Source organism: Rhizorhabdus argentea (assembly GCF_037861105.1).
Taxonomy (GTDB): Bacteria; Pseudomonadota; Alphaproteobacteria; order Sphingomonadales; family Sphingomonadaceae; genus Rhizorhabdus; species Rhizorhabdus argentea.
Genome location: NZ_JBANFK010000016.1, coordinates 1 through 19063, shown reverse-complemented (window position 1 = coordinate 19063; position 19063 = coordinate 1). Strand labels below are relative to the sequence as shown.

Below are 19063 nucleotides of genomic sequence, written 5' to 3'. Positions count from 1 at the left end.
GTGTCGGATACGCGATTAATTCCTCGGAAAGCCTATTCTGGTTTCGCGCGGAGAACGGGGCATCTTCCTCATGGCATCCAACAAGAATCAACATTTCGTGCCGCGCTGCTATCTGCGCGGCTTCACCCGTGACCGCGCCGTAATCCACCTCTTCAATCTCGACCGCCGCCGCGCTATTTCCGCGGCGCCTCTCAAGGGGCAATGCTCGCGCGACTACTTCTATGGTGACGACCTACGGCTCGAACGCGTGCTCCAGTGCATCGAAGTTGGTTACACGCCGATGCTGGCCGACATCGCCCGACCTGGCTATCAACTGACCTTGGAGCACCGCAGCCAGTTGCTCGATTTCTGGTGCGTCCAATATATGCGTACCGAGGCGGCCTCGAAGCGAGCCGTTCAGGCCGCCGACGAACTCAACGGCGATATGGGCATGACTGGCGACGAATGGCGCCTCAACATTCGACAAGCGGTAGAGATGTCGATGGGGTTGGTTCCGGCGCTGCGCGACATTATATCGGACCTCAAACCTTGCCTCATCCGCAACTTAACTGGCCTTCCCTTCATCACCTCCGACGATCCCGCTGTCGCAGCTAATCGCTGGCATCAGCAGGATGTCCGTACTCGCAATATGGCCGCAGGACTTGGCTCGGCTGGCGCCCTCCTATTCTTGCCGCTAACGCCGGAACTTCTCTGCCTCTTCTATGATGGCGCAATCTACTCGATAGAGCAAACTGCGGGCTGGGCGACCGCGTCGATCGCGGATGTCGCGGCCTTCAACGAGCATCAGTATCTTCGCGCTTTTGCCAACGTCTATTTTCGCGACTGGGACGCTCATGCGGCGATGAGCCCCGCCTATGACCGCCTAGCAGCACGCAGGCCTCCCGTGCGCTTCCGCTTCAATCATGCGGTGTTCGACCGTATGGAAGGCGATGCTCGCATCTTCCGCGCGGTTGACGCCGCCGAGGCGCGCCTTCACGAAAGCTCCATGATCCATCAGGAAGCCATCGATCCCGTCCCTACTGGTTGGCCGCGCCTGATCCGTTTCCGTCCAGACGGCCATGCTTGGTTCAACGGGAGTGGCGTCGGCTACTCGCGCCGCGCAACCCTACCGCCTGGCGCAGACGATTTTCGTAAAATCCCCACGCGACGCGCCGCCAGCTGATTCAACGTCGAAATACATCACGAGCATCACCCATCCCCACGCTCCCGCCCTGCCCGCTCACGCCCCCGCTACTCCAATATCCCCTCGATCGCCTCCGCCATCGCCACATCACGCGCCGAAAGCCCGCCCGCATCATGCGTGGTCAGCAGCACGTCCACCCGGTTCCACACATTCGTCCATTCCGGATGATGATCATGCTTCTCCGCCAGCAGCGCGACGCGCGTCATGAAGGCGAAGGCGGCGGAGAAATCGGGGAAGGTGAAGCTGCGGCTGATCGCGTCGCGGGCTTCGTCATAGTCCCAGTCGGGCAGCGCATCGAGCGCGTCGGCGCGCTCCTCTTCGCTGAGCGGTTCGATCGGCATGGCGGCATCCTCTCGCTGCTGGCGTGAACGCGAACTGCCCTCTATGTCGCGAAGGAATGAGCGAAGGTCAAACCATGGCGCCGGGGGCGGAGCGGATCGAGGCGATCGCGCGCGCGGCCATCGCCAGGCTGCCCGCACCGTTCGCCGCGCATCTGGGCGATGTCGTGCTGCGCATCGAGGAGTTCGCCGATGACGCGACGCTGGACGAGATGGGGATCGAGAACCCGTTCGAGCTGACCGGACTCTATAGCGGCCTGCCGGTGGGATCGAAGTCGATCGGCCATTCGGGGGCGATGCCCGACATGATCCACCTGTATCGCCGCGCCATCCTGGACGAATGGATCGAGACCGGGGTGAGCCTGGAGGCGCTGGTCGCGCATGTCGTGATCCATGAGATCGGCCATCATTTCGGGCTGTCCGACGAGGATATGCACGCGCTGGAGGAAGGCGCGGGCGGGGATATGCCCAGCCGATGAGTGCGCGGCTGGCTTTCACCGATGTCGCCTGCATCCGCGGCGACCGGCTGCTGTTCGAGGCGATGGGCTTCGCGCTCGGCCGGGGCGAGGCGGCGCTGCTGACCGGCCCCAATGGCGCGGGCAAATCGAGCCTGATGCGGATCGCGGCCGGGCTGCTGGCGCCCTCCGCCGGCACGGTCGAGCGCGCGGGCGGGATCGCCTTCACCGGCGAGGCGGCGGCGCTCGACGCGCGGCTGCCGCTCAAGCAGGCGCTGATCTTCTGGGCGCGGTTCGACGGGGTCGGCCGCACCGATGTCGAGGGTGCGCTCGACATGATGGGGATCGCCAACCTGGCGCAGGTGCCGGTGCACATGCTCTCGACCGGGCAGCGCAGGCGCGCGGCGCTGGCGCGGGTGATCGCCGGCCGGGCCGCGGTGTGGCTGCTCGACGAGCCGGGCAACGGGCTCGACGCCGCCTCGCTCGACCGGCTGGCGGCGGCGATGGCGATCCACCGCACGCGCGGCGGCATCGTCGTCGCGGCGACGCACCAGCCGCTCGACCTGCCGGGCGCGATCGGGATCGCGCTGGGGGGCCAGGCATGAACAACGCAGCCAACGCAGGCATGAATCCGTGGGGGGCGATCGTGCTGCGCGACGTGCGGCTCGCCTATCAGGGCGGCGGGGCGATGCTGCCGCTGATCTTCTTCCTGCTGGTGGCGACGCTGTTCCCGTTCGCGGTGGGCCCCGATGGCGCGCTGCTCGACAAGGTGGGCGGCGGCGCGCTGTGGATGGCGGCGCTGCTCGCGGCGCTGCTGCCGGTCGACCGGCTGGTCGCGCCCGATGCGGAGAGCGGGGTGCTCGATCAATATGCGGTGCGCGGGCTGTCCGACGAAGGCGTGGCCGCGGCCAAGATCGTCGCGCACTGGCTGGGCTTCGGGCCGCCGCTGATGATCGCGACGCTGCCCGCCGCCGCGCTGCTGAAGCTCGATGGCGCGACGCTGCTGCATCTCGAGATCGGGCTGGCGATCGGGACGCCGGCGCTGGCGGCGCTGGGGGTGATGACGAGCGCGCTGACGCTGGGGCTGCGGGGTGCTGGCGCGCTGGCGGGGCTGGTGATGCTGCCGCTGGCGGTGCCGCTGCTGATCTTCGGCGCGGGCGCGCTGGGGGACGAGGGCAATGGCGCGATCAAGCTGCTGGCGGCGACGGCGCTGCTGCTGACGGCGCTGGCGCCGTTCGCGGCGGGGGCTGCGCTAAGGGCGGGGCGGGAGTGAGCGTCGCTGCGGCACGGGGAGGAACTTGGAATGCATCGTCATCCCGGACTTGATCGGGGATCCCGCTTCCCCCTCCTCCGCTGCCAAGAAAAGCGGGATCCCGGATCACGTCCGGGATGACGAGAAGGGGAGCCCGAAGCCTGATTGCGGGTGTCGCATTGGCTTTCTAGAATCGCCCGATCTTTCTGCGGAGACCAGCAATGCCCGACCATAGTCCCTGGAGCCACCATCGCCGCGCCGGTGTCGCCGACGACATCGACTTCGAGATCAAGGGGCAGGAGCTGCAGTTCCTGGAGATCGAGCTCGACCCGGGCGAGAGCGCGGTGGCCGAGGCGGGGGCGCTGGTGTGGAAGGATGCCGCAGTCGGCATGACCACGGTGTTCGGCGACGGCAGCGGCGGCGCGGATGGCGGCTTCATGGGCAAGCTGCTCGGCGCGGGCAAGCGGCTGATCACCGGCGAGAGCCTGTTCACCACCGTCTTCACCCACAACGGCCAGGGCAAGGCGCGGGTCGCCTTCGCATCGCCGACGCCGGGCGCGATCCTGCCGCTGCGGCTCGATGATCTCGGCGGGCGGCTGATCTGCCAGAAGGACAGCTTCCTCGCCGCGGCCAAGGGCGTGTCGATCGGCGTCCAGTTCCAGCGCAAGGTGATGACCGGGCTGTTCGGCGGCGAGGGCTTCGTGATGCAGAAGCTCGAAGGCGATGGCTGGGTGTTCGTGCAGATGGGCGGTACCGTGGTCGAGCGCGAGCTTGGGCCCGGCGAGGAGCTGCACGTCGATACCGGTTGCCTGGCCGCCTATACGCCGAGCGTCGACTTCGACCTGATCACCGCGGGCGGGGTGCGGAGCGTGCTGTTCGGCGGCGAAGGCCTGTTCTTCGCGCGGCTGCGCGGGCCGGGCAAGGTGTGGATCCAGTCGCTGCCCTTCTCGCGGCTGGCAGGGCGGATGCTGGCAGCGGCGGGGAGCCGGGGCGGCCAGAATCGCGGCGAGGGATCGGTGCTGGGTGGGCTGGGGGATTTCATCGGGGGGAATGAGTAGCCCTGCCCGTCATCCCAGCGGAAGCTGGGATCTCACTACCTTCTTGCGACGAAGAAAAGGGAGATTCCAGCTTTCGCTGGAATGACGTTCAGGAGGGGGTGGGCCGTTCGCCCGCCTCACCCTCCCGTCATCCCGGACTGGATCCGGGATCCCGCTTCACCCTCCTCCGCTGAAAAGACAGCGGGATCCCGGATCAAGTCCGGAATGACGGGGAGGAAGATCAAGGGATCTGCGTCAGCACGAAGGCATAGGCCTCGGCGTCCTCCTTCAGCGAGTCATAGCGGCCTGATTTGCCGCCATGGCCCGCGCCCATGTTGATCTTGAGCAGCAGCAGATTGTCGTCGGTCTTCGTCGCGCGCAGCTTCGCCGCCCATTTGGCCGGCTCCCAATAGGTGACGCGCGGATCGTTGAGGCCTCCGGTGATCAGCATCGGCGGATAGGCTTTCGCCTCGACATTGTCATAGGGGCTGTAGCTGCGGATCAGCTCGAACGCCGCCTTGTCGGTGATCGGGTTGCCCCATTCGGGCCATTCGCCGGGCGTCAGCGGCAGGCTCTCGTCCTGCATCGTGTTGAGCACGTCGACGAACGGCACGTCCGCCACCACCGCGCCCCACAGCTCCGGATCGGTATTGGCGACCACGCCCATCAGTTCGCCGCCCGCCGATCCGCCGTTGATCGCGATGTTGCCGGCGCGGGTGAGCCCGGCCGCGATGAGGCCCTTGGCCGCGTCGGTGAAGTCGTGGAAGGTGTTCCAGCGCTGCTCGGCCTTGCCCTGCAGATACCAGTCATAGCCGAGATCGTCGCCGCCGCGGATATGGGCGATCGCATAGGCCCAGCCGCGATCGACCAGCGACAGCCGCACCGTCGAGAAGCCCGGCGGGATCGCATGGCCATAAGCGCCATAGGCATAGAGCAACAGCTTGCCCGATCCGTCGCGCGGAAAGCCCTTGCGGTACAGCACCGACACCGGGATCGTCTTGCCGTCGCGCGCCGGCACCATGAGCCGCTCGGTCGCGTAGAGCGACGGATCATAGCCCGACGGTATCTCCTGCACCTTGAGCGTGGTGAGCGCCCGCGCCGCCGGATCATAGTCGAACACCGTCTGCGGCGTGACCATCGACGCATAGCTGAGCCGATAGGCGGCCGGGTCGAACTCGGGATTGCTGCCGAGGCCGGCGGTGTAGCTCGCCTCCGGAAAGGCGATGCGATGCTCGCTGCCGTCATAGCCGCGCAGCCGGATCTGATCGAGGCCCTCGACCCGCTCGGTGAGCACCAGATGCCGGGCGAAGCTGGTGAGACCGCGGATATAGACGCTGTCGGAGCCGGCGATCACCGTCTCCCAGCTGCCGGGATCGGCGGGATCGGCGCGGGCGACGCGGAAGTTTACATGATCGTCGTTGGTGTGGATCCAGAGGGAGCCGTGGGCGCTGTCGACCGAATATTCGCGCTTGGTGCGGCGCGGGCTGACCATGACCGGTTCGGCGCCCGGATCGTCGGCAGGCACGAGGCGGACCTCGCTGGTCTGGTTGTCGCCGGTCGCGATCAGGATCCAGCGCTCGTCATGGGTCTTGCCGACGCCGACGTTGAAGCCGAGCTCCTCGGTCTCCTCGTAGAGCGTGCGGTCTTCCGCCGGATCGCTGCCGAGGATGTGCAGCCGCGCGCGATAGGTGCGCCAGTTGTCGTTGACCTCGGTATAGACGAGGCTCCTCGAATCCGCGCCCCAGGCGACCGCGCCGTTGGTGACGCTGCTGACCGTCTCGATATCGGCACCGGTCGCGAGATCGCGGATCTTCAGCACGAAGCGCTCGGCGCCGCTAGTATCGGCCGACCAGGCGGCGAGCCGCCCATCCGGGCTGACGCTCAGCACCTGCAGCCGGAAATAGTCGACCGCGGCGGCTTCGGCAGGCTCGTCGAGCAGGATGCTCGCCGCCCCGCCGGCGCCATCGCTCTTGGCGGGCTTGCGATACCAGATGCGATATTGGCCGCCCGGCTTGAACGCCCACCAGTAGAGCCAGTCGCCGTCCTTCTGCGGGACGCTGGCATCATCCTCCTTCAGACGACCCTTCATCTCGGCGAACAGCGTCTCGACCAGCGCGGCGTGCGGCGCCATGGCCGCTTCGAAATAGCTGTTCTCGGCGCGCAGATAGGCGAGCACGTCGGCATCCTCGATCACCGGATATTTCTGGTCCTTGAGCCAGAACCAGGGGTCTTCGATGGTCGTGCCGTGGCGGCTGTAGCTGTACGGGCGGCGTTCGGCGACGGGGGCAGCGACGGGCGGCCGCGCACGGCCGGGCATGGGCGCGTTCACGCCGCCACCAGCCCCGCGAGCAGCGCCCGCTCGGCCTCGTCGAGCGCCTGCACCTGCAACGTCGCCTCGGCGGCGGCCGCCTCCTCCCCGCCCCTGCCGGCAGCGACGGCAGCCTGGCGCCGGCGATCGAGTTCGGCCAGCGCGTCGCCTATGGGGGCCCGCGCAACCTCGACATCGCTATAGGCCTGCTGCGCGACCACCCACGCCTCGCTGCCCTCCCCCGCGCCGCGCCCGGCCTCGATCTGCGGCCGCGCCTTCTCCAGCGCCGCCTTGAACGCGGTGTCGGCCGCGGTGGCGCTGGCCAGGATCTCGGCGATGTCGGCCGAAGGCGCCAGCGGCGGCGGCGCGGCCGGCGGCAACGGCGCCGCCGCCTCCGCCTGCATCATCGCCCGTTCGATCGGACGAGGTGCCAGCGACGGATAACCGCTTCTTGTATCGGCGCAGCCGGCAAGGATGGCGAGGGCAGCGAGGGCAGGCAGCGCCAGCGGCGCGGCGGAACGGCGGGTCATCATGGCGCGAGGTCTAGGCCCCCGAGAAAAACTGCGCAACGGGGTTGCGCCAGCCGCGACTGCCGACTAGGAACCCCGACACAACGCGCCCGTAGCTCAGCTGGATAGAGCATCAGACTACGAATCTGAGGGTCGGACGTTCGAATCGTTCCGGGCGCGCCATTTTTTCCCTTCTCGGGATTTTCCCCTCCCTTAGAGCTTACCGCTTCGGCGTCGAACGGAACACTGTTCCAGCTCTATGTGACGGGGACGCTGGAATGAGCAGCCCTCGCCCTGTGCATCTGAGCCGGCGCGGAGCCGTCTATGTTGCCCGCTTTCGGATACCACTCGACCTCCAGGATGGACTTGGGATGCGCGAGATAGGCGTTTGCTGTTCACGAAGGATATCAACGTCGCCCGGTCAAAACCGGGTCACTTCTCGATTAAAAATCCGGGGCCGACCCCTTCGCGGAAATCAACACTCAGCTCTTCAAAGGCCATCCCCAGTAGGATATAATAAACCTCGACTTGGGGGGAAGGCGAGCCGTTTCACTTAAGCAGGATATGCTGAATGCCCAAGCATGTTACCTATTGCCGCAATTGCGCTGCAGCGTGCGGCCTCGAGATCACTGAGGAAGCCGGCCGGATCCTGGACATCCGGGGCGACCGGAGCCATCCGGTTTCCGGCGGCTATTTCTGCATCAAGGGCATGGCCACCCGGGACTTTCATAATGGCGAGGATCGGCTGTTCAGCAGCCTGCGTCGGAATGCCGGCGGGACATTCGATGCCATCGATGCTGAAACTGCCATGGACGAGATCCACGAGAGGCTGAGCAAGATCATAGCCGAGCATGGCGCCGAGTCCGTTGCGCTCTATTACGGCACCGGAGCGAACTGCAATGTGCTGAGCGTGCCGGCGGCGAAGGCGTGGATGGACGCGATCGGGTCGCCCTATATATTTTCCAGCATGACCGTGGACCAGTCGGCCAAGTGGGTTACGGCCGGCCGCATGGGCATGTTCCTGACGGGCAAGCACAAGCTTCCCGATGCCGACGTGCTGATGATCGTCGGCTCGAATCCGGCGGCATCGCATGCCTGCTTTGGCCTGCCTTCCGCCAATCCGATCAAGCAGGTGCGTGCGGCGCGGCAAGCCGGCACCAGGTTCATCGTGGTCGATCCCCGCAGGACCGAGCTCGCCCAGTCGGCCGATCTGCATCTCCCGGTGCGTCCGGGGCAAGACGCCGCGCTGTTCGCCGGCCTGATCCGCATCGTGCTCGACGAGCGCCTGGCGGACGACGCATTCTGCACGCGCTTCACGACCTCGCTCGATCGGCTGCGCTCCGCCGTCGAGCCGTTCACGCCCGATCATGTCTCCGAACGTACCGGCATCGACGTCGAAACGCTCCACCAGGCCGCGCGGATGTTCGCGAGCGCACGACGCAAGTCGACGCTCAGCGGAACCGGTCCGAACATGGCTCTCAACTCGAATCTCGCGGAACATCTGATCGAGGCGTTCAACGCGGTATGCGGCGGCTACCGCACCGCCGGAGACCGGATTCGCAATGCCGGCTATTATGGCAATGTGGCCACTCGGGAAACAGTGCTGCCACCGCACCGCAGTTGGGATTCTGGTCCCAAGCTGCGCACCGTCGAGATCGGACCGATCGGCGGCGAGTATCCGACATCGAAGCTGCCGTCGGAGATTGTCGGCAATGCAGACGGGAAAATTCGCGCGCTCATTTCGATCGGCGGCAATCCGGTCAAAGCGCTGCCGGAACCCGACCGCTCGATACCGATGCTGCGCAATCTTGACTTGCTGGTCTCGGTTGACGTGCGTGAAACGGTGACGGGCCGCCTCTCCGATTATCAGATCGGCACCAGCGGCCATTACGAGCATCATGATTTCAACCTTGCTCTCGAATACATGTTCCCGACCACCTTCGCGCAGATCGCAGAACCGTTCCTGCAACGTCCCCAGGGCGTGATCGACGACTGGGAGTTCTTCCGGGGCCTGGCGCACAGGATGGGCAAGACGCTGCACATGCGCCGGCCGATGTTCGGCGCTGCCCACCGCGATATTCCGGGGCCCGAGATGGCGATTACCGACGCGACCTGTGCGGAAGACATGATCCGCTGGCTGGCCGACGGCGGCCGCAGCAGCTACGATGAGCTCAAGGCCAATCCCGGCGGTATTCACTTCAAGGACGCCGAGCCCATCGTCGAACCGGCAGAGGCGGATGACGGCGCCAGGCTCGATCTGTGTCCACCCGATGTAGAAGCGGAAATCGCCGCCGTGCGCCGGACGGAAGACGAGGTCGCAGGCTTCCCTTATCGTCTGATACCGCGCCGGCTGATTGAGGTGATGAACAGCGCCTATACCCAAGCAGGGCAGACGCGTCGCCGCTATCCGACCAATCCGATCTTCATGAACGAAGAGGACATGGCGCGCCTTGGTGTGAAGCACGCGGGCGCCGTCAAGCTGACGTCACGGACCGGCGATGTCGTCATCGGCCGCGTCCGCAGGGATTCGGGGCTTCAGCCCGGGGTCGTCTCGATGTGCCATGGCTGGGGCAATCCGGACCTGCCAGGTGAGCAGGACCCTGACGCCTTCTCCGGTCGCATGGTGTCGCTGAACGAAGACCTGGAGACGATAAACTTCATGCCGCGGCAGAGTTCGGTGCCCGTGCAGGTGCAGCTTTATGAACCGGCATAGGCGCTGATGAGGTTGGGCTATTGAAATTCACCGTCGGGTTCGTCGTCTATGATGGGTTCCAGCTCCAGCAAGTTGCGGGGCCTATGTCGATCTTTGAGGCTGTGAGCGGCTATAGCGCCCCTGTCTACAAGGCGGTGGTCCTGTCCGCGCGCGGGGGGCTCATCAGATCCTCCGCTGGGATCCACATCGGCTCGATTTCCTTCAGGGCGGCCGAACAAAGCGACGTCCTTTTTATCAGCGGAGGTTATGGATATGATGATGCGGTGCGTTGTCGCGAGACCGCCGAGTTCATAAGATCGCATGGGACGAAGTGCCGGCATATCACCGCGGTTTCCAGCGGCACGATGGTGCTCGCCGCATCGGGGTTGCTCGACCGGCACAGGGTGACGACCCATTGGTCTTTGAACAAGCAGCTCGCGGAACTGTATCCGTCAATCGACGTGGAAAGCGACGAATTTGTCGTGCGGGATGAAAGGTTCTGGACGACCAGCACCGTCGCCGGCGGCATGGAAATCGCGCGGCTGATTGTTGACGAAGACCTCGGCCACGACTTCGCCGTACGCGCCGCGCGAGAACTTCTGAGCTTCCAGAGACCGGCCATCGGTGCGGCGAGAGATGCGGACGACGCCGATCGATTCAAGTCCTTGCTCAACTGGGCACGAGCCAATTTGAGAAACCCATTATCGGTCGAGGAGCTGGCAAGTCAGATGGACATGCTTCCGCGTAACTTCATTCCGGCCTTCACGGCCGCACTCGGCCAGACGCCAGCCAAGGCGATCGAACGCATCCGCCTGGAAGAAGCCCTTGCATTGGTTGGAACGCCGGGTGTTTCGCTCGCCGCGGTCGCTCGACAAGTCGGCTTCACGAATGTCGGGCGGATGCGACGGGCCTTCATACGAGCCTTTGCGGTTCCTCCTCAGCGAATGCAGGAAGTAGTGAACGCACGCCGTCACTGACAAGTGGCGGGCGTTCGAGCAGGTCGTCCCGCATCAGCCAGGCGTCACATGCGCGCAGTCCCGAAGCTATTGAGCGAGGGAAGAGGAACTATGGTGTCTTGAAGGCGCACATTGCCGGCCGAGTCGAACATCATGAATCCGGCGGCCGAGCCGCTGTGAACCACTCCTCCATGACTTGGGCATTGAGCCCCTCCACTATGATGCCCATTCCAGCATATCCATCGGATCGCCGCCGCAACCATTCGAATTAGGACTGGATTTTTTGCCTAGTTGACCGATCCTATCTTCGAACGCACAATTGCTGAAAATAAGAATGTCGCGCTAGGAGAGACTAGATGGCAGATAATATGCAGCAGGCTTCGCAGTGGGGATTGGAAGTAAATCCAACGGATCGCTGGGAAACACTGCACTATAAGTCGCTTGAAGATTTACATTCTATCCCGCAGGCGGAGCTAGAACACATTGCGATCGATGGGATCAGATCGAGGTTCGCCGAGCTGAGACCGCAACTGCCGATGCTTGACAGGCTGGCAGACGAGCAAGGCGTGACGGAAATCTTCGAAGTCAATGATGCGGCCAAGCTTCTCTTCCAGCATTCGGTTTATAAATCCTATCCTGTCAGTTTCGTGGAAAAAGCCCAGTTCGATCGGCTGACGAAATGGCTCGGCGGCCTGACCACAGTCGATTTGTCTCAGCTTGATCTGAACGGGATCGAAACGATCGACGACTGGATCGATCTGCTCGACGCTGAAACGCCAATCAGGATCGTCCACTCGTCCGGAACCTCCGGCAAGCTCTCTTTCCTGCCGCGCAGCACGAAAGAGACGGATCTCATGGTCCAGGGTTGGCGTCTGCTTCACGAAGACGCGTTCGCCGTGCTTGGAGCCGACGCTCCGAAACTCGACGAGGTGCCCATCATCTATCCGGGCTACCGGACCGCGGCGATGGCGCAGCAGCGCATGCTGAATCGGATCGTCGAGTCGGTGTTCAGTGGCGACCGCACCATGTTGATCGCGCTCAACGAAAACCGGATGAGCGCCGATGCCGTCTCGCTCGGCGGCCGGCTACAGGTCGGATCGCAAAAGGGCGAACGGGGTGAAGTGCGCCTGTCACCTACACTCCTCGCCCGTCGCGACGAGCTGATCCGCAGCATGACCGAAGCGCCTAACCGCATGGCCGATTTCATCGCGGGCGTCGCGAAGTCGCATGCCGGACGGTCCGTCGCCATGCTGTCGATGGTGGGGCAGTTGTACAACATCGCCAAGGCAGCGACGAGCAACGGGCTCTCGCGGGTCTTTTCTCCACACAGCAACATCATGTTCGGCGGGGGATGGAAAGGCGCTACGCCACCTGAAAACTGGGAAGCGGCCATCACCGAATTCCTTGGCGTCGAAGACCTCCGCATGGGCTACGGCATGACCGAATGCATCGCGGCGACACGGTCGTGCGAACATGGTCATTACCACCTCTATCCATTTCATATCCCGTTCCTGCTCGATCCCGTGACCGGTCATCCCTATCCGCGGCACGGGACGCAGACGGGCCGGCTCGGCGTGTTCGACCTGGGCGCAACGACCTATTGGGGCGGCTTCCTGAGCGGCGACAAGGTGACGCTTTCCTACGATGCCTGCGCCTGTGGCCGCACCACGCCGACGCTGCTGAAGGATAGCATCAGCCGGTACACCGAAGAAGAAGGGGGCGACGACAAGATCAATTGCGCAGGCGCGCCCGAGGCCCATGAGAACGCCCTCGCCTACCTGCTCGCTTCGGCGGAGAATTGAAAATGGCCGAGTTCCAGGTACCGTTGATCATTCGCGGCAAGGTCATCGAAGATTACGATGTCGAGTTCGGTGGCCGCGGTGGCGCGGCATCGTTCACCACGCCATCGGTGAGCAAATATCTGAGCGATCTCGTACTCACACGCCCTTCGGCCATGGCGGACCTGTACAAGATCGATTTCAGCCAGATACTCGATTACCTCGAGGCGCTTGGCAGCAGACTGAACATCGAGGAAAACGGCCACATGCAGCGGGCGCTTGATCTGTCGATCAGGACGTCGGGCCTTTCAGAGCCGATCCTGCGGCATAGCTTCAGGACGATCCACAATCTCTTCAATCGTGAGCTCGTGAGCCAGGCGGCGGACAAGACGATCGGGATCGCTCATCTGGAGGGGTGGGTCGATCACATGCTCGGCAATGCAGGTCGAGCGTCGATCCGGGCGTTCGGCGCGCGCGGCGTCCACATCATTGCCGGGAACGTGCCGGAAATCTCGGCGATCACGATCATCCGAAATGCAGTCACGCGCAGCGACGCTATCATCAAGACGCCCTCCAATGATCCTCTCACAGCGATGGCGATCGCCCGGACGATGGTCGAGATGGCACCCGATCATCCGATCACGCGCCACGTCAGCGTTGCCTATTGGAAGGGTGGCGACGAGGCGGTGGAAGAGAGGCTCTATCGTCCCGCCAACGTCGAGAAGATCATTGCCTGGGGTGGCCTCGCGTCCATCCGTCATATCTCGAAATATCTGCAGCCCGGCATCGATCTCATCACGCTGGATCCCAAATTGTCGTCGACGATCATCGGCCGCGAGGCGTTCGTGGATGATGCGACGATGCGCTCCGTCGCAGAGCTGACGGCACTGGATGTTGGCGCCTTCAATCAGGAAGCGTGCGTCAACGCGCGAGTCATCTATGCCCAATGCGGCACCGATGCAGCCGGCCTCGAGAAGGCGAACCGCTTCGGGGCGATGGTCATGGAAGAAATCAAGGCCTTGCCGCAGCATCTGAGCGGGCCGGCGGTTCGCATCGATCCGAAGCTCGACGGGGAGTTGAAGGCGCTTCGCATCACCAGCGAATGGCACAAGATTTATGGCGGCGGCCCGGAAGGCGCGGTCGTGGTATCGCAGATCGACGAGCCGGTGGATTTCGCCCGCTTGCTGGCCAACCGGGTGGCCAACATCGTGCCGATCGACGATATCGAAATACCGGTGCGCGCGGTCACGGCTTACACGCAGACGATCGGCATCTTTCCAGAGGAGCTGAAGCGGGATCTGCGCGATCGCCTGGCGCTGCACGGTGCGCAGCGCATCGTCTCTTTGGGGGGCGCCGCCTTGACGGTGCATACGGGGCCGCAGGACGGCATCGAGCCTCTGCGCCGCATGTGCAAGTGGATCATGGAGGAAAGCCGCGAGAGGAGCTATCTGGACGACGTGTTCGCCGCACCGGCGGAGGAAATGGCATGACCGCCTGCAAGACCGTCGTGTTGACAGGTGCGAGCGGCGGGATGGGCATGGCGATCGCCGAAACGCTCGCCCGCAAGGGACACCGGGTCTTTGCAGGCATGCGCAGCCCAGATGGCCGCAACAAGGAAAAGGCCGCCTATCTTCGCTCAGTCGATGGCGAATATGCGATCACGCCGATCGAGCTGGACGTCGCGGATGATGATTCCGTTGCGCGCAGCGTGTCCGGAATCCTCAAGGAGACGGCTGAAGTAGATGTCTTGATCAACTGCGCAGGTATCATGGCGACGGGCACGACCGAGGCCTTTTCGACCGATCAGTTCAGGGCGATCCTCGAGACCAACCTCCTCGGCCCGTTCCGGATGTACAAGGCGCTTTTGCCGACCATGCGGGCCAAGGGTTCGGGCCTCATCATTACCATCACGTCCACTTCGGGACGCATCGTCGGGCCTGGCCTGGGGATATACACGGCCAGCAAGTTCGCCATTGATGGGCTGGCAGAATCGCTCGGATACGAGGTCTCTGGCCTTGGGATCGACACGGTGATCGTGCAGCCCGGACCGTTCGCCACCAATCTTATGGACAACCAGCTGGTGCCGGAAGCCCGCGATATCGTCGAGGAATATGGCGAGTTTGGCCGGCTCGAAACGACGCTTGGCGAGCGGCTGTGGCCGATGCTGGAGCGGGACAAGGTCTCCCTGGACCCCCAGGACGTCGCCAGCCTCGTCGCCCGCCTGATCGCGACCGACCCGGGGCAGCGGCCGATCCGAACGACCGTGGGCATGGATTCCGGCGTTGGAGAAATGAACCCGGTCATCGAGCGGATCCAACGCGACTATCTCAGAACCGTCGGCTTTGAGGGACTCGCGCGCATGAAGAGTTGAGGATACTGGAACAATTCGTTCCCAAAAATAGAAGAATAATAATAGAATAATAATAGAATATACAAACATATAATTGGAGGAGGATGTTATGAGCAATAAAGCCATTCTACTCAGGCTGATGCGGTGTGGCTGCGGCCTGATCGCGCTTGCCTCCACGCAAGCGATGTCACAGGTCGGCGGTTCGTCGCAGACACCGTCCACGACGCCCGCTGAGCCGAACACATCCTCCGCGAGCTCCAGCGAGCAGGGGGGCCTCGAGGAAATCGTCGTCACGGCGCAGAAGAGGAGTGAGAAGCTCCAGGAGGTTCCCATCGCGATCGCGGCGGTCACCGCGCAGGGACTGGCCCAGGCCAATGTTCGCAGCACAGTCAATCTGGCGACGGTCGTGCCCGGTCTCGTGACATATCAAACCGTGACGTCGTTTCAGCCGTTCATCAGAGGCGTGGGATCGAACATCTCGAGCATCGGCTTGGAAAACCCCGTAGCTGTGTATCTGGACGGCGTCTATCTTTCCTCGAAGGCGGCCGCGATCTTCGATCTCGGGGCGATCGAGCGAATAGAAGTGATCAAGGGCCCGCAGGGTACCCTTTTCGGGCGTAATGCCACCGGCGGCGCCATCAGCGTGGTGACGCATAATCCAGGGCGCGACCCCGAATTCAACGGAGAGATTGGATACGGCCGGTTCGGCGAGCTCCTCATCAAGGGATCTGCTGCGGCTCCGCTCTCGAATACGTTGAGAGTCATGCTGTCCGGTTCATTCCGAAAGGACAACGGCTATATCAAGGACATCGTGGGCGGCCACACCGAGGGCGATGTCAATCAGTACGCGGCGTTGGGCAAGATCCTCTGGTCGCCTTCGGACAGGCTGGATGTCGAGGCGACCTACCTCCAGTACAAAGTCGACAATAACGCGACCAACCTGAGGCATCATTTGCCCGGGCGCCACATTGCCTTCGCTCCTGGTGTGATCAACGCAACCGGAAACTACCAGTCGTCGTTCGACTTCGTGCCAATTGTGCGATCCAAGTCGAGGGTTGCTCTGGCGAAGATCAGATATGGCCTGTCCGACGGAGTCGATCTCGTCTCGATCAGCAGCTATCAGCACACCGATGGCCTCATCACCGTCGATGCCGATGAAACGAGCGCCCATCTTGCAGTCAACCGGCAGGTTGAAAAGGGGCACTCCGTTTCCGAGGAGCTTCAACTCCTCTCCACCGGCAATTCGCCGCTCTCCTGGATTACCGGCCTTTATTATTTCAATAGCCGGCCACGGACGCTCCCCACGGAAGCAGGGTCGGGAATATCATACCCCTATGACCCGGCGACCCTTTCCGGAATACCCTTTGTCGCGCCATCGGTCACTCGCTTCTATGCCAAGATGCCGACCAAATCCTACGCGGCCTTTGCGCAACTTACCTATGCGTTGAGCGATGCAGATCGCATCACCGCCGGCTTTCGTTATACAAGCGACAAGAAGAGTCTGGAGAACCAGATATATTATGTGAACAAGGCGGGTGAGGAAGTCGCAATTGCCGGCAGGAGCTCGGATACGAGCAAGACGTTCAAGAAGCCGACCTGGCGGCTTTCCTATGACCACAAGTTCAGCAGGGATATCCTGGGCTATATCAGCTATAATCGCGGCTTCAAGAGCGGCGGGTACAACCCTACGGTGACTGGAACGCCAACGACGGGGCAGCCCAGTCCGGTTCTACCGGAAACTCTCGATGCCTATGAGGCGGGTGTGAAGAGCGAGCTGTTCGACCGACGGGTTCGCGCCAATATCTCCGTCTTCTATTATAACTACCGGAGTATTCTCGTTCAGACCGTCAATCCAATCACGAATCTGGCGCAGCTCGGCAATGCGGCGAGCGCCAGGCACTACGGGGTGGATGTCGACTTGCAGGCCGCAGTAAACGAGAATTTTTCGTTGAGGGCCTCCGCGACTTATCTGCATGCGAAATACAAGGACTTCAAAAGAGCTCAGATTGTCGTTCCCGGACCGACCGGAGCCGGCATACCAGCCGTCGTTGATGCCGGTGGTGCAGATGTCACCTATGCTCCGAAATTCACCGCCACGCTTGGCGCCGATTACACCATCCCCGTTTCGGACAGTTCGAAGGTCGTTCTGAACTCAACCTATTATTACAACAGCGGTTTCGACCTTCAGCCGCTTGGAGGGATCTTGTCGCTTCCGTCCTGGTCGAACCTTACGGCGTCGGTGACCTTGCACTTGGCGGACGAGCGCTATTTCATCCGTGCGTGGGGTGACAATTTGACCAATGACAAGCATCCGATCTTCAAGCTTGGAAGTGCTTTTGGCTTTGACGCGTCCTACGGAAAGCCGATCACATATGGCATGGCTGTCGGGTTCAAATTCTAGCCTCGTGCGCGGTACCGGAGCGTTGCGTCATCTATGTTTCATCGCCGCGGGTTCCGCTTCAACGCGGGCTATGGCCCGCTTCGCGTTCTGCCAACTCCGCTGAAGGGTTTCGCATATGGGTGCCATGCAGCATGTCGAGCCCGCTCCCGCAGGCGGGGAGGAGTTCCGGCGCGGCTGGAAGATACTGATTCCTTCCTTCGTCGGCGGAGCCTTCGCCATGACGACCATCGCTCCGATCGTGATCGGCTCTTTTGTCAAACCACTAGGCGACGACATGGAGTGGAGCAGGATCGCTGTGCAGGCCGCTCAACTCTTTAGCCAGATACTCGGCACGATCGGCGTGATCGTGACCGGGATCCTGCTAGAGAAGATCGGCATGCGATGGGCCGGCATCATCGGACTGGCGGGTACCGCACTGGGCCTGCTCCTTGTCTCGCTATCGCAAACGCTGCCCTATTTTTACGTGACGTTTGCGCTGACCGCTTTAGTCGGGTCGACCGCCGGTGCCATTACCTGGTCGCGGGCAATTACACGTGAGTTTGACAGGCATCGCGGTTTCGCACTTGCCCTGACGCTCTCCGGCAGCGGCCTGGCGCTGTTCATCCTCCCATCGATCATGGTTCGGGTGATTGGCGACTATGGTTGGCGTGCTGCCTTCGTTGCGCTCGCGTGCTTCCCGGCGCTCATCGCGCTTCCGGCGGTTCTGGTGCTGTTCAAGCCTCGCGAGGCAGCCGGGCCACAGGCAGGGGACAAGCAGCAAGACGATCTTGTCGGGAAAGCAGCGTCACGGCTGAAGGATATCGTTGGTTGCTATCGCTTCTGGGCCCTGCTGTTGGCAGTCTTCTGCACCTACACCGCGATCACCGCCATCGTGACCAACTTCATCCCGACGCTAACGGATGACGGACTCTCTGCCGAGACGGCGGCCGCGGCTCAAGGTGCAATCGGAGCTTCGATGATCATTTCGAGGTTGGTGATCGGTTTCCTGCTGGATCGGGTCTGGGCACCTGCGGTGGCGGCGCTTGTTGCCGTGCCGGCGGCTGCCGGATGTTTGCTGCTGACGATGCACCCAAGCTGGATCGGCGCGACGATCGCGGCTGGGCTGATCGGCATGGCGATGGGGGCGGAACTCGATCTCCTCGCGTTCCTCACGTCGCGCTATTTCAAGCCCGCCCATTTCTCCCGCACCTATTCCTACATCTATGCGTGCGCCGCCGTTGCCGGCTCGATAGGCCCGATAGCCTTTGCCAGTGCACAGCAGATCACCGGCACATATGATGCGGGTCTCTATATCGCAGCGGGTTTGTTCCTCCTCGGTGGAACAACGCTGCTGACATTGGGACGATACCGGACGAACATAGGAGATGCGGAATACGATGACATCGACTCCATCAGCCACTTCGCGCCACCGGGAGCGGCGGATCCAATCCTACGGTGACGGCAACCACGGCGGGCCAGCCGGATAGAGCGATAGAAACCCGCTGGCGCATTGCGGCGCGCGCGCAATCTCCAATGGACGTCGACGGTCCGGCGAAGGGGCGCGATCGGCGATGGCCTGCCATCGGAACCGCGTTTGCGACCATCAGCAAAACAGCTCGCCAGTCCACCAAAGCACGGGCCCGGTCGCTTTATCACGCGCTTGCAACCGACGAACCTGCCCATCCTGGTGGCGAGGAACAGCAGGCTAGGCGTCACTTGAGAAGCGACCTAGACTGAAAAAGGCCGAGGAGAGAAACCATGAACGCATCCGAATTGCTGAGGACGGCTTCGGCGAGGACCGGCTTGAATGATTTCGGGCCCGATG

The 19063-nt window shown here is 62.9% G+C and carries 15 protein-coding genes and 1 tRNA gene; 13 read left to right on the top strand and 3 right to left on the bottom strand.

From position 1 onward, the window contains the following. The first annotated feature begins 70 nt into the window (after positions 1-70). Positions 71-1162 (top strand): DUF4238 domain-containing protein, encoded by a 1092-nt coding sequence (locus AAC645_RS14335; RefSeq protein ID WP_340316962.1) that lies wholly within the window; start codon positions 71-73, stop codon positions 1160-1162. Positions 1163-1230: 68 nt separating this feature from the next. Here the strand turns inward: AAC645_RS14335 and AAC645_RS14330 are convergent, their stop codons facing one another. Continuing rightward, positions 1231-1524, bottom strand: coding sequence for a 4a-hydroxytetrahydrobiopterin dehydratase (locus tag AAC645_RS14330; protein WP_340316960.1), 294 nt, complete (start codon positions 1522-1524; stop codon positions 1231-1233). A gap of 56 nt (positions 1525-1580) precedes the next feature. On the opposite strand from AAC645_RS14330, the gene AAC645_RS14325 reads away from it, so the two are divergent. From AAC645_RS14325 to AAC645_RS14310, 4 genes are all read left to right on the top strand, one after another. Continuing rightward, a complete protein-coding gene (locus AAC645_RS14325; protein ID WP_340316958.1) occupies positions 1581-2000 on the top strand; it encodes a metallopeptidase family protein in 420 nt (139 codons plus the stop codon). Beyond that, on the top strand, positions 1997-2581 hold the full coding sequence (gene ccmA / locus AAC645_RS14320; RefSeq protein ID WP_340316956.1) for a heme ABC exporter ATP-binding protein CcmA: 585 nt from the start codon (positions 1997-1999) through the stop codon (positions 2579-2581). Before AAC645_RS14325 ends, ccmA begins: the two co-directional genes overlap by 4 nt. Before the next feature lie 20 nt (positions 2582-2601). After that, complete coding sequence (ccmB, locus tag AAC645_RS14315; RefSeq protein ID WP_340317086.1) at positions 2602-3249, top strand: heme exporter protein CcmB; 648 nt, start codon at positions 2602-2604, stop codon at positions 3247-3249. A 200-nt stretch (positions 3250-3449) separates the two neighbouring features. Continuing rightward, a complete protein-coding gene (locus AAC645_RS14310) occupies positions 3450-4286 on the top strand; it encodes a TIGR00266 family protein (RefSeq protein WP_340316955.1) in 837 nt (278 codons plus the stop codon). Positions 4287-4506: 220 nt separating this feature from the next. On the opposite strand, the gene AAC645_RS14305 is transcribed toward AAC645_RS14310, so the two are convergent. Then, on the bottom strand, positions 4507-6582 hold the full coding sequence (locus AAC645_RS14305) for a S9 family peptidase (protein ID WP_340317084.1): 2076 nt from the start codon (positions 6580-6582) through the stop codon (positions 4507-4509). 8 nt (positions 6583-6590) lie between these two features. Continuing rightward, positions 6591-7106 (bottom strand): hypothetical protein, encoded by a 516-nt coding sequence (locus tag AAC645_RS14300; RefSeq protein ID WP_340316954.1) that lies wholly within the window; start codon positions 7104-7106, stop codon positions 6591-6593. 82 nt (positions 7107-7188) lie between these two features. On the opposite strand from AAC645_RS14300, the gene AAC645_RS14295 reads away from it, so the two are divergent. The 8 genes from AAC645_RS14295 to AAC645_RS14260 all read left to right on the top strand — a co-directional run bounded on the left by AAC645_RS14295 (position 7189) and on the right by AAC645_RS14260 (position 18697). Beyond that, a tRNA-Arg gene (locus AAC645_RS14295) sits at positions 7189-7265 on the top strand. A gap of 388 nt (positions 7266-7653) precedes the next feature. Further along, a complete protein-coding gene (locus AAC645_RS14290; protein WP_340316953.1) occupies positions 7654-9795 on the top strand; it encodes a molybdopterin-containing oxidoreductase family protein in 2142 nt (713 codons plus the stop codon). A gap of 20 nt (positions 9796-9815) precedes the next feature. Beyond that, positions 9816-10751, top strand: a complete 936-nt coding sequence (locus AAC645_RS14285) for a GlxA family transcriptional regulator (protein WP_340316952.1) — start codon at positions 9816-9818, stop codon at positions 10749-10751. 335 nt (positions 10752-11086) lie between these two features. Next, a complete protein-coding gene (locus tag AAC645_RS14280) occupies positions 11087-12532 on the top strand; it encodes a phenylacetate--CoA ligase family protein (protein WP_340316951.1) in 1446 nt (481 codons plus the stop codon). 2 nt (positions 12533-12534) lie between these two features. Continuing rightward, a complete protein-coding gene (locus tag AAC645_RS14275; RefSeq protein ID WP_340316950.1) occupies positions 12535-13998 on the top strand; it encodes an acyl-CoA reductase in 1464 nt (487 codons plus the stop codon). Continuing rightward, positions 13995-14879, top strand: a complete 885-nt coding sequence (locus tag AAC645_RS14270; RefSeq protein ID WP_340316949.1) for an SDR family oxidoreductase — start codon at positions 13995-13997, stop codon at positions 14877-14879. Before AAC645_RS14275 ends, AAC645_RS14270 begins: the two co-directional genes overlap by 4 nt. Positions 14880-14952: 73 nt before the next feature. After that, positions 14953-17259 (top strand): TonB-dependent receptor, encoded by a 2307-nt coding sequence (locus tag AAC645_RS14265; protein ID WP_340316948.1) that lies wholly within the window; start codon positions 14953-14955, stop codon positions 17257-17259. A gap of 115 nt (positions 17260-17374) precedes the next feature. After that, complete coding sequence (locus AAC645_RS14260; protein ID WP_340316947.1) at positions 17375-18697, top strand: MFS transporter; 1323 nt, start codon at positions 17375-17377, stop codon at positions 18695-18697. Positions 18698-19063 lie beyond the last annotated feature (366 nt).